The 15,431-nt window shown below is 41.2% G+C and carries 13 protein-coding genes and 4 pseudogenes; 9 read left to right on the top strand and 8 right to left on the bottom strand.

Annotated features, from left to right (window positions below; translation table 11 throughout):
• Nucleotides 1-33: 33 nt before the first annotated feature.
• The 6 genes and pseudogenes from AC4MDD_RS15095 (at nucleotide 34) to AC4MDD_RS15120 (ending at nucleotide 4,185) form a co-directional block, all read left to right on the top strand.
• A complete protein-coding gene (locus AC4MDD_RS15095) occupies nucleotides 34-1,044 on the top strand; it encodes a PM1805 family lipoprotein (protein ID WP_491881952.1) in 1,011 nt (336 codons plus the stop codon).
• A 175-nt stretch (nucleotides 1,045-1,219) separates the two neighbouring features.
• Nucleotides 1,220-1,318: pseudogene (locus tag AC4MDD_RS15100) on the top strand (NUDIX hydrolase); the annotation flags it as partial.
• 85 nt (nucleotides 1,319-1,403) lie between these two features.
• The gene (locus AC4MDD_RS15105; protein ID WP_146857247.1) at nucleotides 1,404-1,787 is read left to right on the top strand and encodes a transposase; all 384 of its coding nucleotides are present in this window, start codon (nucleotides 1,404-1,406) and stop codon (nucleotides 1,785-1,787) included.
• Entirely contained in the window at nucleotides 1,784-2,119 is a 336-nt protein-coding gene (tnpB, locus tag AC4MDD_RS15110) for an IS66 family insertion sequence element accessory protein TnpB (protein ID WP_275284931.1), read from the top strand. Before AC4MDD_RS15105 ends, tnpB begins: the two co-directional genes overlap by 4 nt.
• A gap of 74 nt (nucleotides 2,120-2,193) precedes the next feature.
• Nucleotides 2,194-3,819, top strand: coding sequence for an IS66 family transposase (tnpC, locus tag AC4MDD_RS15115; protein WP_491881953.1), 1,626 nt, complete (start codon nucleotides 2,194-2,196; stop codon nucleotides 3,817-3,819).
• Between the two features lie 31 nt (nucleotides 3,820-3,850).
• Nucleotides 3,851-4,185 (top strand): annotated as a pseudogene (locus AC4MDD_RS15120) (NUDIX domain-containing protein).
• A 111-nt stretch (nucleotides 4,186-4,296) separates the two neighbouring features.
• On the opposite strand, the gene AC4MDD_RS15125 reads toward AC4MDD_RS15120, so the two are convergent.
• A complete protein-coding gene (locus AC4MDD_RS15125; RefSeq protein WP_279045575.1) occupies nucleotides 4,297-5,202 on the bottom strand; it encodes a DMT family transporter in 906 nt (301 codons plus the stop codon).
• A gap of 179 nt (nucleotides 5,203-5,381) precedes the next feature.
• Here AC4MDD_RS15125 and AC4MDD_RS15130 point away from each other — a divergent pair, with 179 nt between their 5' ends.
• From AC4MDD_RS15130 to AC4MDD_RS15140, 3 genes are all read left to right on the top strand, one after another.
• Nucleotides 5,382-6,242 carry a helix-turn-helix transcriptional regulator gene (locus tag AC4MDD_RS15130; protein ID WP_279045576.1) on the top strand — a complete coding sequence of 287 codons (861 nt, stop codon included), beginning with the start codon at nucleotides 5,382-5,384 and terminating at the stop codon, nucleotides 6,240-6,242.
• Between the two features lie 694 nt (nucleotides 6,243-6,936).
• Nucleotides 6,937-8,463, top strand: coding sequence for a fumarate hydratase (locus AC4MDD_RS15135; protein WP_005400812.1), 1,527 nt, complete (start codon nucleotides 6,937-6,939; stop codon nucleotides 8,461-8,463).
• A gap of 103 nt (nucleotides 8,464-8,566) precedes the next feature.
• Entirely contained in the window at nucleotides 8,567-9,115 is a 549-nt protein-coding gene (locus AC4MDD_RS15140) for a DUF2059 domain-containing protein (protein ID WP_005400813.1), read from the top strand.
• Nucleotides 9,116-9,120: 5 nt separating this feature from the next.
• Here the strand turns inward: AC4MDD_RS15140 and AC4MDD_RS15145 are convergent.
• The 7 genes and pseudogenes from AC4MDD_RS15145 to tig form a co-directional block, all read right to left on the bottom strand.
• Nucleotides 9,121-9,387, bottom strand: a pseudogene (locus tag AC4MDD_RS15145) (DUF2846 domain-containing protein); the annotation flags it as partial.
• Between the two features lie 142 nt (nucleotides 9,388-9,529).
• The gene (locus tag AC4MDD_RS15150) at nucleotides 9,530-10,684 is read right to left on the bottom strand and encodes an RNA-guided endonuclease InsQ/TnpB family protein (protein WP_005402020.1); all 1,155 of its coding nucleotides are present in this window, start codon (nucleotides 10,682-10,684) and stop codon (nucleotides 9,530-9,532) included.
• Nucleotides 10,681-11,295: an IS607 family transposase gene (locus tag AC4MDD_RS15155; protein ID WP_005402019.1), complete on the bottom strand. Its 615-nt coding sequence runs from the start codon at nucleotides 11,293-11,295 to the stop codon at nucleotides 10,681-10,683. Before AC4MDD_RS15155 ends, AC4MDD_RS15150 begins: the two co-directional genes overlap by 4 nt.
• Nucleotides 11,296-11,345: 50 nt before the next feature.
• Nucleotides 11,346-11,795, bottom strand: a pseudogene (locus AC4MDD_RS15160) (DUF2846 domain-containing protein); the annotation flags it as partial.
• A gap of 158 nt (nucleotides 11,796-11,953) precedes the next feature.
• A complete protein-coding gene (gene clpX, locus AC4MDD_RS15165; protein ID WP_010325894.1) occupies nucleotides 11,954-13,264 on the bottom strand; it encodes an ATP-dependent protease ATP-binding subunit ClpX in 1,311 nt (436 codons plus the stop codon).
• A gap of 28 nt (nucleotides 13,265-13,292) precedes the next feature.
• A complete protein-coding gene (gene clpP / locus AC4MDD_RS15170) occupies nucleotides 13,293-13,898 on the bottom strand; it encodes an ATP-dependent Clp endopeptidase proteolytic subunit ClpP (protein WP_005400817.1) in 606 nt (201 codons plus the stop codon).
• Between the two features lie 193 nt (nucleotides 13,899-14,091).
• Nucleotides 14,092-15,423, bottom strand: a complete 1,332-nt coding sequence (tig, locus tag AC4MDD_RS15175) for a trigger factor (protein WP_004692429.1) — start codon at nucleotides 15,421-15,423, stop codon at nucleotides 14,092-14,094.
• Nucleotides 15,424-15,431 lie beyond the last annotated feature (8 nt).

Consider the following 15,431-nt stretch of genomic DNA (forward strand, 5'->3'; position numbering starts at 1 on the left):
GATATAATTAAATTCTAAATCATTGGTCTCATAATGAATAAAAAATTGCTTCCAATTCTAATAGTGACAACATTTTCACTGACAGCATGTAATGAATCTAAGCAGCACCAAACACCGTCAGACTCAACCACAGCATATAAAAACTTAAGTACAGCCAATCCAGCTGACATTAAAGCGGATCTTGATGCCCTAGATCAGATTTCGAATAGAAACTCTCAAGCCATTTTGAACGCACAAGATGCGCTTAAAGCGGCTCGTCAAAATAAAGAAGTCGATACCATCCCCGCCCTGCTAGAACAACTGAAAACCCATTCTCTTACGTTTAATACTGCACTAGATGCAACAAACTTCAAAAGCCAAGAAGGTGCTGCGTTACGTGAGAAATTTAAGCAAGTCCATTTACTTGGTGTGGAACTGGCACAAGAAAATACTAAAAGTCCACCACAGATGCAGCGTATAACAGCACTTGAAGCAGAAATCAGCGTCATACAACAAAGCTCTATCAGTGAAATGAGAGCCTTACAACACATGATTTACCCTCAACTGAATTCAGGGGCATTAAACAACACGCGACAACAGGTAAAATCAGACCCTGAGCTCAATGTTACGGCTCATACTCCACCCCATAGCACCTCACATCTGAGTCAAGATAATGCCGCAGACATCAAACATGACCTCATTGCACTTAGAGCCGTATCTCAAACCGCCAAACAAAAGGCGCAAGATTCTTTTACGGACATGCAGCATGCGATAGACAGCGGTAATAGGAATGCGCTTATGAAGGCTGTTAAACAAACCACTACGCGAATTCATGACCTGAATCAAAAATACGATACTGTGACACTCAAAAGCGCTGAAGCAACAGCAGCTCGTGAAAAGTTGAAAGAAGAAAATAATCTCCAAATCGAAATGGGTAATATCATCTTATCGGACTCACCAGATCGACAGAGGTTTGCTGAGTTGAGTAATAAACATGACAATTCTCAAAAAATGGTTGAGATTGAGATGGAAGCACTTCGGCTTAAAGCCAATACAGCGTCATGATGAGCTCATGCAGATTTGGTTCAAGCTATTGTCAGTAGAAAAACCCTGACAGCTATAGATACGACTATGTCCAGTATAGCCAATGATCACAGCGGTAACGCTGTATACATTTATTTCGCCGAAGTTCTATTCTTTTAAATTGCTATAATGACCGACCTAATTGATAAAATTGAAAATGACATTAATAGAAAAAGTAGTCCCTGTTATATTGCGGGATATCAATCAAAGAACAGAAATATTAGTTTTTAAACATCCTATTGCAGGCATTCAAATGTAAGCGTCCGCTAAACACACCTTATGAATTCGTCCTATAAGCCTTAATTTAGTCCTCACTTAAAAACAAGTGGGAACTTAAATTTATGACTACAAATAACCAGACATCCATCGCATCTCTTACGATAATACGAAGAACATATAGTGCTGAATTTAAACAGCAGATCGTTCAGGCGTGTAAAGCATCGGAGGTTTCAATTGCTTCGGTCGCTTTGCAACATGGATTGAATACACATCTTGTATCCAAATGGATTCGCTTAATTGATGCTAAGCCAGGGAATGATCGCTCACTACTACCGAATAAACCTGCATTTATTGCCTTATCTTGCTCTGCACCATTAGATCCTATTTCTACTGGCATGTTAACGGTTCAAATTACTTTACCCCACTCAAAAGCAGAAATTGGCTTGAAATGGCAAGTATCAGAAATATCTGCTTTAGCAGAATTACTCAAGGCACTTACAACATGATCCGTATCGATGAAATCTGGTTGTCTACCCAGCCCATGGACATGCGTGCAGGTATGGATACGGCCATGGCTCAGGTGGTGAGAGCCTTTGGCTACATTAAACCGCATTGTGCTTACCTGTTCTGTAATAAACGTGGCCATCGCATGAAAGTGCTGGTACATGATGGACTGGGGATCTGGCTGTGTGCTCGGCGGTTGGAACAGGGAAAATTTCACTGGGCTAAAGTTCATCAGGGTGAAACCCTGGCACTCAGTCCAGAACAGTTACAGGCACTGATCCAGGGTTTGCCTTGGCAGCGCATTGGACGACAGCAATTGGTCACAATGCTCTAAACTAGCTTGGTCCATTCTGCTATTCTCCAAACGTTCTATTTCATTCTTCTCATGACCTCAGGCATACTGCGGTCATGAATACACTGCCTGATTTAAGCCAACTGACCCATGAACAACTGCTGGAATTTACTAGACAGTTGGCAATGCAACATCAGTCTCTGGCACAATCAAACCAGCAATTAGATGCCAAAGTTCAGCATCTTGAAGTATCCAATCTGCAATTAGATGCCAAAGTTCAGCATCTTTCCATTCTCAATCAAAAATACGAGCATGAACTTGCGCTGTTTAAAAAGCACAAATTCGACAGTAAAAACGAACATCTCACCGCAAAACAAATCCATCTCTGGGATGAAGCGGTCGAAGAAGATATTGCCGCTGTTGATCTGGAACTGGAACGGCTGAATGCAGATAAAACTGATGCAGCGACACACAAAGCCACAGTCAACAAACCTAAACGTCGACTGCTGCCCGATCATCTACACACCATCCGTATCGAGCATGAACCAACATCAACCCAATGTGCTTGTGGCTGCACCTTGCGTCGTATCGGCGAAGATATCAGTGAAAAACTGCATTTCAGACCGGCACAGTTCTATAAGGAACAGCATGTACGTGGCAAATGGGTCTGTGATCAGTGTGACACCCTGACTCAGCAAGCGATGCCCGCCTATGTTATTGATAAAGGCATTGCTTCACCTGAACTGCTCAGCCATGTGCTGGTATCGAAGTATGCCGATCATTTGCCGCTGTACCGTCAGCGCCTGATCTATCAGCGGGCGGGCATTGATCTGTCCAGATCCACGTTATCTGACTGGATAGGTCGCTGCGGTGTAGAACTGGAACCTCTGGCCAATGCTTTAAAAGAGGTGGTGCTGCAACAGCGGGTGATCCATGCCGATGAAACGCCGGTCACCATCATGCGGATGAGTGATGATGAGAAAAAACCGAAGAAAGGTTATGTCTGGGCCTATGCAACAACCCAATATAATCCAATTCAAGCCGTGATTTATGACTTTCAGGATAGTCGTTCAGGCCAGCATGCTGAAGTGTTCCTGAAAGACTGGCAGGGCCATCTAGTCTGTGATGATTACAGTGGTTATAAAGCACGCTTTAAATCAGGCCAAGTCATTGAGGTGGGCTGCATGGCGCATGCTCGTCGTAAATTCCATGAACTGCATGTGACCAAGAAAAGTCAGGTCGCTGAACAGGCCTTAGTGCTGATTCAGAAACTGTATGCCATAGAAGCAGAACTCAGGAGAAAGACCGATGGTACAGCAGAACAGCGCCGCGAATACCGACAACAGCATAGTCAACCGGTGATGCAACAACTGTATGAATGGCTCAACCAGCATCAACTGACGGTGCCATCGAGTTCTCCAACCGCCAAGGCCATCAATTACACTCTGAAGCGTTGGCCAGCTTTAAGCCGCTATCTGGATGATGGCAATCTACCGATTTGCAATAATTGGGTGGAAAACCAGGTGCGGCCTTGGGCGTTGGGACGTAAGAACTGGTTATTTGCAGGTTCGCTGCGTAGTGGTCAGCGAGCGGCAAACATCATGACTTTAATCCAGTCAGCAAAGCTGAATGGGTTGGATCCGTATGCCTATTTAAGTGATGTGCTGAAAAGATTGCCGACCCATAAAGTGACCCAAATAGAAGAATTGCTACCACACCGCTGGAAATCCAACTCAAATTAAAAAATAGACATGGGGTTCAGCGGACGCTTACATTCAAATCGTAAAAGGTACAGTTGAGACGAATGAAGAACTAGAAGAGGCAGCTTTACGAGAGCTTTATGAAGAATCGGGGATTTCGTCTGCACACATTCACTCATATTTGGGTTTACATCATCCATCTGAACAAGGTCTTAACTGGCATGTATTTATCTGCCATAGCACAGAAACTATAAAAGTGAATAGCCACCGATTTTGTAGACACTTTTATGCAATGATGATGGCGGGCTAGAGTTTAATTTCTTTTGGCACCCTCTGTTTGAGTCACCAAGCGCTGAATGGCATCCATTATTCCAAGAATTACTAGCGTTTATAAAATCAAAATATTGAGCCGTAGCTTAGGAGAAATTTTGATTCACTAGAGCTAACAGCGTATAGATTTAAAAGCCCAGATCTCGTGTCTGAGCTTTATAAACTGTAGTGTCTTTAGATCTTCATCACTCAGCTTCGCTTCAACATTTGACTCAGTCTAAACTTGGGCGGCTTGATAAAGAAAATTGCATTACCACATAAAATCAAAATCACCCCAATCACCGCATTCATATGCCATTGATACCCTTCCCAGATGGTCGAAATCACCAAAGCCACCAAAGGAAATAACAAAGTACTATAAGCTGCCTTACCTGCCCCAATCCTTCCGACCAAATAGAAGTAGGCGGTAAAGCCAATCACTGAACCAAAAATAGCCAAATACAATAAAGCACTCACTGCACTGAATTCCATAGCAGGGAAAAACTCGTCTTGTTTAAATCCAGCAATCAATGCCATCAAGATTGAACCATATAGCATGCCATAAGCATTGGTGGTAAAAATATCCAATCCGTTTTTCTGATGGCGCGCACTGATCATATTGCCCAGTGAAAAACCATAGGTTCCTAACACACAAAGACCAATCCCCATCAGCGTATGATTATTTAAGGCACTCCCCACCACATCATGCCAAAACAAGGCAATAATCCCCAATCCACCCAACAAAGCCGCAGGATAAAAACGGGTAGACACCTGTTGTCCAAAGAACAGTTTGGCGTTGAGGGTATTAAAAATGACTGCCATCGAAAAAATTACAGCCTCTAAACCACTGCTGATATATTGCACCGCATAATAGAAACAAACAAAGTTAAAACCAAAAATACAGCATGCTTGTAACATACAAAATAGATGATCTTTTACAGCCAGCTTTTGCAGTTTTCGGCACAAAACAATAAAAGCAAACAACACCAGAGCCGAAATAAAGAAGCGCCAAAACACGGCTACATTGGTCGATATCCCACTTTGTTGTTGCAAACTAATCGCAATCCACGTCGTTCCCCAGATTACAACCACCAAAGCATATAACAGCGCATTCATACTCTTTCAACCAAACTCAAACCACTCACGCTATTGTGCTTGGTTTAGGTTTCTCATTTCTTGCACCTTCTTGTGGTCACTATCATGAACTTGTGGTTTTTTACTGATTTTCTGATATAGATGACAAAATGAAATCAAAGTCCTACACTCATTCTTCCATTCGGCACTGCGTATAGATGATGAAATATCAGATTCTAGATCAATTACAACAACATAAAGCTCAACTCCTCGACTCGGTCGAGTTGGGTTCAGGCATGCAGCTGGCCATGTGGCAAAACAACCAAGACCGTGTCAGTGTTTGTAGTAACCACCATACACTCAGTATGTATATTCAAGGTGGATATCACAGTTATCAAAAGACAGCTCAAGGTTGGCATAATGGCGGTGGGCCAGATCATATGTGCTTGATGCCACAGAATTTTGAGTCAACATGGGATCTGCGCGACCCACTGACTTTTGTGCATCTGTACTATACTGAAGAACACTTACAACGCGTCGCTGAACAAGTGTGGGATCGTGAGCCGAGCCAAATTATTTTAAATCCGCAAAGTTTCGTAGCTGACCTACAGATTGCCATGATCTATCGACACTTTTTACTCAATGGGGCTTGGCAGAACAGGGAAAATCACTTGCAGATGAGTACTGCCACCACGCTTCTGCTCAACCATCTAATTAAAAATTATAGCCATACCGAATGGCAAGCCCCTGAAGTCAAAGGCGGGCTGTCCCCGTATACCCTGAAGCAGTTATTAGAATGGATTGATCAGCATATTCAGCAAAGCTTGACCCTGTCAGATTTAGCCGAGCAAACTCAGCTCAGTGAATACCATTTTGCCCATATGTTTAAGCAATCTATGCAAATGCCACCACACCAATATGTAATGCAACGTCGACTTGAACTGGCACATCAAGCTCTACAGCAAACGACTGCTAATATGACAGACATTTCGGAGCAGTATGGATTTAGCTCCAGCAGCCATTTTAGTCATCGCTTTAAAAAGCATTTTGGCTACACTCCATCCCAAATGCGGAAAAATTAGAACCCGTCGATAGGATAAAGCGAAGATTTGAAGATTTGAAGATTTGAAGATTTGAAGATTTGAAGATTTGAAGATTTGAAGATTTGAAGATTTGAAGATTTGAAGATTTGAAGATTTGAAGATTTGAAGATTTGAAGATTTGAAGATTTGAAGATTTGAAGATTTGAAGATTTGAAGATTTGAAGATTTGAAGATTTGAAGATTTGAAGATTTGAAGATTTGAAGATTTGAAGATTTGAAGATTTGAAGAAAGCTTAAAACAAAAAAAGAAGATAAAGCTTAAGCCTGATCTTCTTTTTGACCGTACATCCAAGTCGCTGCGATATATACACAAAAGCCCGCAGCCATCACTAAACCTGTCAACATGCTCGATGTCCTATTGTTTGATGAATGCATTATGCGAAAGTTTTATGACAACTTTATGACAGTGTTGTCATATTTCAATATTATTATTTTTACATTATATTCAATACCTTAAGTAATAAATCATATTCATAATCCAAATTTAGACATGAAATATTTCATTAAATTTAGATATTTTTGTCATATTTACCACCGTTTATAACCTCATTTTCTCATCAATTTTGTTCAACTATTAAACTTTCGCCTAAAGGCTTCGCAAAACATCCACAACCTCGGCATTTTGTCTTATAATTTAGCCCGCTAGCTATCAGCCCGCTCAAGAGATATTTGTATGACCACTATTATCAAGCAAGATGATTTGATCACATCGGTCAAAGACGCGCTTCAGTTCATTTCTTATTATCACCCACAAGACTTCATCCAAGCGATGAGCCGTGCGTATGATCGTGAAGAGAACAAAGCTGCAAAGGATGCGATCGCACAAATCTTAATTAACTCGCGTATGTGCGCAGAGGGTCACCGCCCAATCTGTCAAGATACAGGTATCGTCAACGTATTCGTTGAAGTGGGCATGGATGTTAAATTTGATTTAACTATGAGCTTAGACGATGCAATCAACGAAGGCGTACGTCAAGGTTACCTAGAAAACTCAAACGTACTGCGTGCTTCTGTATTGGCTGACCCAGCATTTGGTCGTAAAAACACCAAAGACAACACCCCTGCTGTGATCTATCACAAACTTGTTCCAGGCAACAAAGTGGATATTACCGTTGCGGCAAAAGGTGGCGGTTCAGAAAACAAATCTAAACTGGCTATGTTAAACCCATCTGACTCAATCGTGGATTGGGTACTTAAAACTGTTCCAACTATGGGTGCTGGCTGGTGTCCACCAGGTATGTTGGGTATTGGTATTGGTGGTACTGCTGAAAAAGCCATGATGCTTGCGAAAGAATCGCTCATGGAAGAAATCAACATGGACGAATTACTTCGTCGTGGCCCTGAAAATAAAATCGAAGAACTTCGTATGGAAATCTTCGAAAAAGTAAACGCACTGGGTATTGGCGCGCAAGGCCTAGGTGGGTTAACCACAGTTCTAGATATTAAAATTAAAGATTACCCATGTCACGCTGCGGGCAAACCAGTGGGTATGATTCCAAACTGCGCAGCGACTCGTCACGCGCACTTCCAACTTGATGGTACAGGTGTTGCACACATTCAAGCACCTAAACTTGAAGACTATCCATCAGTCACTTGGGATTCATCAACCTCTAAGCGCGTTGACCTCGACACCATTACCCAAGAAGAAATGAACGCTTGGCAACCAGGCGACACCTTACTTCTGAATGGTACAATTTATACAGGTCGTGATGCTGCACACAAACGCATGGTCGACATGCTGAACAATGGTGAAGAGCTTCCTGTCGACTTAAAAGGTAAATTCATTTACTACGTTGGCCCTGTAGATCCAGTCGGTGATGAAGTGGTTGGTCCTGCTGGCCCAACAACAGCAACACGTATGGACAAATTCACACGTCAAGTGCTTGAAGCAACTGGTATGTTCGGCATGATCGGTAAAGCGGACCGTGGTCCTGCAGCGGTTGAAGCAATCAAAGACAATAAAGCGACTTACTTGATGGCAGTGGGCGGCGCAGCTTACCTTGTGTCTAAAGCAATTCGTGAAGCTGAAGTGGTTGCTTTTTCTGACTTAGGTATGGAAGCGATTTACAAATTTGTAGTGAAAGACATGCCTGTATCGGTAGCAGTTGATGTAAATGGCACATCTATTCACGCGACAGCACCAAAAATCTGGCAAGCGAAAATTGGTAAAATTCCAGTAGTCGATGCTGCAGCGGGCTAAAACTTAAGTTTTACTTTTTTGGATACCCTTAACATGCTAAGGTCATGTTAAGGGTATTTTTTTACCTACTTTTATAGACTTAATCAAAAAATATAGACCAACAATGAAAAAATTAAATCACATCCTTTGCGGTATTACCTTATGTGTCCTCAGCACAGCTTCTTTTGCCAAACCCGCGACCGAAGCATCGGTAGAGAAGGCGCTCAAACTGGGCGATATTAAAGGCACATTAGCACAGTCTCAGCAAGAAATGCGCCCCATTTATGACCAGCAAGCCGAAGAAATCATTAAGAATATTTTTAAAACATCTACACTCAATAATGAACAACAAAAAGCAGCCAAGCAAATCGCTGAAATCACGGCATCGTTTAGCAGTAAATTGATTTCTGATCCGAAATTTATGCAAATGCTTAAAAATGTATATATGCAGACCTTTACCGAAGAGGAAGTATTGGCCAACATTCAGTTTCTTGAAACACCTCTAGGCCAGTCTATCAATAAAAAAAGCAGCAAAATGATGAGTGAAATCATGCGCAATAGCATCGCCATGTCTGCTGAAATGATGCAAGATCCAGCTATTCAGCTGGAAATGAATCGTCAAATTGAAAAGACCCTGACACCATTATTTGAACAAGCCAAAAAAGCACAATAGCTCACTTACCAGGTTAAAGGATTCCACAGCTTAAAGGGTTTCATCAGCTGAACCTCTTCACTTGGATCATATTTTGCGGGTTTAAGTTTTTGCGCTTTCTTTCGTAGCTCACCCGTGTGTTGATCTTCCGCTACAAAGTTGTAGCTGTTCGACTTTAACTGGGTAAATGCAATCTCTTGAATCGCAATTTTTTCAGGGATAACCGCCAAAGGCCCCGAAACATCACGGCGTGTGGATAAGTTCTCTTCATCATACTTGATGAAATAAGACTGCCGTTATTTAAAACCTACTTAAACCTACTTACGTGGGTTTAATGTTTAATTCCTACTTCATCATCAAGAACCAATTGCTATTGCGCTTGGGATTACCTCAATTCCATAGGCTGTCACGGTGTAACTCACCGCCATTGGTGGCTTATGTAGCCACCAATTCTTTATCTGCATGTTTTAGAATATTGATGGCAGCATTAATATCCCTGTGATGCAGGGTGTTACATGAACATCGCCACTCACGCATTGCAAGTGTCAGGTTTTGGTTTAATTCACCACAATTCGAACACATCTTGCTGCTTGGAAAGAATCGTCCAACAGAAAGTATTGATTTGCCATGCTGTTTAGCCTTGTAAATCAACTGTCGCTTGAACTCATAAAAGCCCATATCCGATATGGCTCTTGAGAGCTTACGGTTTTGTACCATACCTTTCACATTTAAATCCTCAATCGCAATCAGATCGAATCGCTTAACTAAATCAGATGTGACTTGATGAAGATTGTTTTTTCTCAAGCATGATATTTTGTAGTGCAAACGAGAGAGCTTGGTTTTCGCTTTTTCTCTGTTTTGACTACCTTTCTTTTTACGGCTAAAAGACTTAGCAAGTCGTCTTAACTTGGCAAGCTGTTTCTTTAGTGGCGCACTTGATGGAACAACCTCGCCATTAGATAAAGTGGCAAGACTGGAAACACCTAAATCAATACCAACAGATAAACCTGTTTTGGGGTGAAGTTTCTCAGGCTGATTTAATTCAACAGCAATCGAAGCAAACCACTTACCACCCTGTTTAAATATTTTCGCTGATAATATTTTTCCTTGATAACGCAAATCCTCAGTCATTTTTACCCAACCCAAGTTTGGGATACTAATTTTTCTATCTTTAATGCTGAATTGGTCATTTGATAATGAGAAGCGATCATCTACGCCTTTTTTTCTAGGCTTTGGATATTTGGATTGACCATTAAAAAAACGATCAAATGAACTACCCAATTGCTTAATCGCAAGTTGTGGCGCACATTTGGTCACTTTAAGCATGAAAGGGTATTTCTCACGCTTGAACGAGTTTAAGTGCTTTCTTATTTTAGCTTCGGATGGTTTATTTAGAAGTTTTTTATCCACCTGAACGCCATAATAGTCACACTGATCTCTATATTCCTTATCTGCTTTATATTGACGTTGCCATTCTTTTAAAGCCCAATTATACGACAAACGAGCAACACCACTCGCTTGAGCGAAATGACTTGCTTGCTTATTATTTGGCAGTAATTGGATTACATGCCCTCGTATGAATCGGCTCATAGTGCGTCTTTGACTGCCTGTATTAACTTTTGGTTTTTCTTACTACGACTACCATATAATCTTGCCGAAAACACTGTAATGATTTCCAAAACATCTTGAGCAAGTTCTTCCTCAAAAGACAAATTTTCACCCTTATTAAGAATGACGATCTCCACGCTTTTAGCTTCACATAAGGCAAAAACCAACTCAGCACCAAACCGCAATAAGCGATCTTTATGCGTTAAAACCAAACGTCCGATTTCATCATTCATGATTGCTTCTAGCAGCTTATTTAAGCCTTTTTTTCTATAGTTCATACCCGAACCAAGATCGGAGATTAATTCAAACGTCCAACCTTGATTTGCACAGTACATTTCAAGAACTTGTTGCTGTCGAATTAAATCTTCTTTTTGGTCATGACTCGATACCCTTGCGTATGCAATGGTTTTCCTTTGAAGTTGACTATCGGGCTTGTGTATTTGCTCAGGCGTGATCTTACTCAGATCATATCGTCTATGATTTTTAGGGGTTCGATCTGCAACCAAAGTGCCTTCTTCATCCCAACGCCTTAATGTTTGAATGGAAACACCTAATGTTTTAGCTGCAACGCTAATGCTTACATATTTACTCATGTTGTATATAATAGTATAGAAATAAGTAGATTTCAATTAGCAGTTACAAACCCTGCTTCTACGGTAAAATCGATATACTTCGGCTTTTGAAAATGGTTAATACCCAAAGGACGACTACTCGATAAACGATAAGTCCCTGCGGGTAATTCGACCCAATAGTAATGATTGTTCAGCAGGCTTGGAATGCGCTCTTTATTGATAAATAAACTCGACGCCACAATTTCTTGTCGGTTCCACTTTGAATCTGGACGATACAGATAAACCATCGCCGCTTGTTCATGCTGGGGTTGGACACGCTGAAAACGCTGTCCTAATTTTTGGTTGACCCATCCACCTACGCTAAACACTCCAATGCGGTACTGCTCGACCATACCTGGATCGTGTTCAAAATCAACCTCATGGCTGAGCGTTGATGTTAATTCAGGTTGTTCAACTGTCGCTTTTCCATGACAACCCAATAAAATTAAACTGCTTAAAAGCGTAATCGTCATTGCACGCATGACTATTCCTCACGGCATATTTTTTATTTTGATACTGAATTTTTAGTTTTAATCTAGGCATCCCAGCCTATGATGCAGAGTAGCATTCCCTCTTTTTTTTGAATATAAAAAAACGTGTGAAAACACTCGATTTTCACACGTTTCAGATGAATAACAACTTAAGCGGACTTTGAATTAATCACTTTTAAATCAACTTTAGCTGCATCTTTCTGTTCGATTCTTGGTAAACGCTCTGGCTTAAATAATGGTGCAGCCGTACCGTTAATCACGTCTTCATTCACCACAACTGTGCCAACATCGGTACGACTTGGTAAATCATACATGGTTTCAAGCAGCGTATTTTCTAAAATAGAACGTAAGCCACGTGCACCCGTGTTACGATCCAAAGCTTTTTTCGCCACAGCGCGCAGTGCTGAGTCTTCAAAAACCAGATCAACGTTTTCCATATCAAACAAATGTTGATATTGACGAGTCAATGCATTCTTCGGCTCAGTCAGAATTTGCATCAAAGCTTCTTCATCTAACTCTTCCAAAGTCGCAATTACAGGCAAACGACCAATAAACTCTGGAATCAGACCAAATTTCACCAAATCGGTCGCTTCAACTTGACGGAACAAATCAGACAATTTCTTGCCTTCATCTTTCTTCTTCACTTCAGCCGTGAAGCCAATTCCACCTTTTTCTTGGCGCTGTTGTACGATTTTTTCAAGACCCGAGAATGCCCCACCACAGATGAACAAGATATTTGAGGTATCAATTTGAATAAATTCTTGCTGTGGATGCTTACGACCACCTTGAGGTGGAATAGAGGCAACCGTACCTTCGATCATTTTCAGTAACGCTTGTTGTACACCTTCACCCGACACATCACGCGTGATCGATGGGTTTTCAGACTTACGGGTAATCTTGTCGATTTCGTCGATATAGATAATACCTTTTTGCGCTTTTTCTACATCGTAGTCTGCTTTTTGTAGAAGCTTTTGTACAATGTTTTCAACATCTTCACCGACATAGCCTGCTTCGGTAAGTGTCGTTGCATCAGCCATAGCAAAAGGAACATCGAGAAGACGTGCCATGGTTTGCGCAAGCAAGGTTTTACCCGAACCTGTTGGTCCTACTAATAAGATATTACTTTTCGCAATTTCAACAGCATCGTCGTGTTTATGTCCACCATGTGTCGCTTTAAGGCGTTTATAGTGGTTGTAGACAGCAACTGACAAGGTTTTCTTTGCCACATCTTGACCAATGACATATTGATCTAGTGCCGCACGAATTTCGTGAGGTTTAGGCAAGGGTTTTGCAGCCCAGTCACCCGACTCAACTTGTTGACTGGTTTGCACCAAGTCTAAGCATACGTCCACACATTCATTACAGATGTACGCGTCCTCGCCTGCAATCAGTTTCCCAACTTCAGACTGCGTTTTACCGCAAAATGAACAATGCTTTTGTCCTTGAGGATGTTCGGACATATTCACTCCAATTCTAAACTTTTAAAACTTATGGACGTTTAGATAACACTTCGTCCACGAGACCATATTCTTTTGCAGCTTGCGCTGTCATAAAGTTATCACGGTCAGTATCACGTGCCACAGTTTCATAGTCTTGACCACTGTGCTCTGCCATTAAACGGTTTAAACGTTCTTTAATGAACAGAATTTCACGTGCATGAATTTCAATATCAGATGCCTGACCACGGAAACCGCCTAACGGTTGGTGGATCATGACACGTGCATTTTCAAGGCAATAACGTTTACCCTTCGCACCTGAATTCAACAAGAAAGCACCCATTGATGCTGCTTGCCCCATACAGTAAGTCACAACATCTGGTTTAATAAATTGCATGGTATCGTAAATCGCCATACCAGCAGTCACCGAACCACCTGGTGAGTTAATGTAAAGATGAATATCTTTATCTGGGTTTTCCGCTTCTAAAAACAACATTTGCGCGACAATCAAATTCGCCATGTTATCTTCAACTTCACCAGTCATAAAAATGACGCGTTCACGCAAAAGACGTGAATAAATGTCAAATGAACGTTCACCGCGAGATGACTGTTCTACAACCATTGGAACTAAGGCATTATCGATAGTTGGAATATACATACGTTTACTTATTCCTAAATTTTTTGTTACTCAACTCATAGTCACAATATGAGGGATAATTGCTGAAAATGCAAAATATTCTCAAGTAAATAACAGATATTTTTTGCATAAGCTTTATGAACGCAAGGCCTTTTAAAAAAACCAGATCATAATAAAAAAGGCGCTCAAAGCGCCTTTTTTACTTTAGCTAAACTTAGCCTTGTTGACGAGCTTGTTGCTCTTTCAATAAGTCTTCGTAGCTTACAACAGTATCTGTTACTTTAGCAGACGCTAAGATGTGATCAACCACTTGGTCTTCTAACACAACAGCTTCGATTTGCGAACGTTGTTGTTTGTCATTTTTGAAGTATTCGATCACTTCAGCTGGATCTTCATAAGAAGAAGCCATGTCTTCGATGTAAGCATCAACACGTGCTTGATCTACTTCAATTTTAGCATCAGCTAAAACTTTGCTTACCAGTACGCCTAATTTTACAGATTTTTCAGCTTGTTCTTTGAACAATTCATCTGGAAGCATGCTTGAGTCAAATGCTTTCGCACCTTGAGCACCAAATTGCTGAGTGAACTGTTGGATCATTTGTTGACGTTGACGGTCAACTTCTTGAGCAACCATAGACGCAGGAAGTTCAACTTCGTTTGCAGCTACAAGTGCATCAAAAGCTGCACCTTTCACTTGATTACGCAAACCATTTTTCACTTCACGTTCCATGTTTTTACGAACGTCAGCTTTTAACTTCTCAATGCCTTCTTCTTCAGTTAGACCAAAGATTTTAAGGAATTCAGCATCAACTTCTGGAAGTTTTTGTTTTTCAACAAGCTTCACAGTGATTTTGAATTGAGCTGATTTACCAGCAAGGTTTTCAGCTTGGTAATCTTCAGGGAAAGTTACATCAATCACTTTCTCTTCGCCTTTCTTCATACCAACGATGCCGTCTTCGAAACCAGGGATCATACGACCTGAACCTAAAACAAGTTTAAAGTCTTCTGCAGAACCGCCTTCAAACTTTTCACCGTCTACTGAACCTTCAAAGTCGAAAGTTACTTGCATGTCTTTTTTAGCCATGCCTTTCGTTTCAGCCCAAGAAGCACGTTGCTTCTGAAGGTTTTCGATCATTTGATCAACATCTTTGTCGTTTACTTCAGATGCTTTACGTTCAACTTCTAAACCATCAAATTTCACGTTAACTTCTGGATAAACTTCAACAGTCGCTTCGTATACAAGCGCGTCGTCTTTTAATTCAGATTTTTCAATGTTTGGCATGCCAACAGCATTGATTTTTTCTTGTTGGATCGCTTCAAATACTGTGTCACGAATAATGTCGCTTACGACTTCTTGGTAGATACCCGCGCCATATTCACGACGAACAACATTTACTGGCACTTTACCTGGACGGAAGCCGTTGATCTTCACAGTTTTAGCAGTGCGTTTTAAGCGAGCTTCGAACTGCTCGTTAACACGGCTCGTCGGTACAGATACATTTAAACGACGGGTAACACCCGAAACCGCTTCAGAAGTTACTTGCATGGCTTCCT

This window comes from Acinetobacter sp. CAU_H_29a_1 (assembly GCF_058599505.1).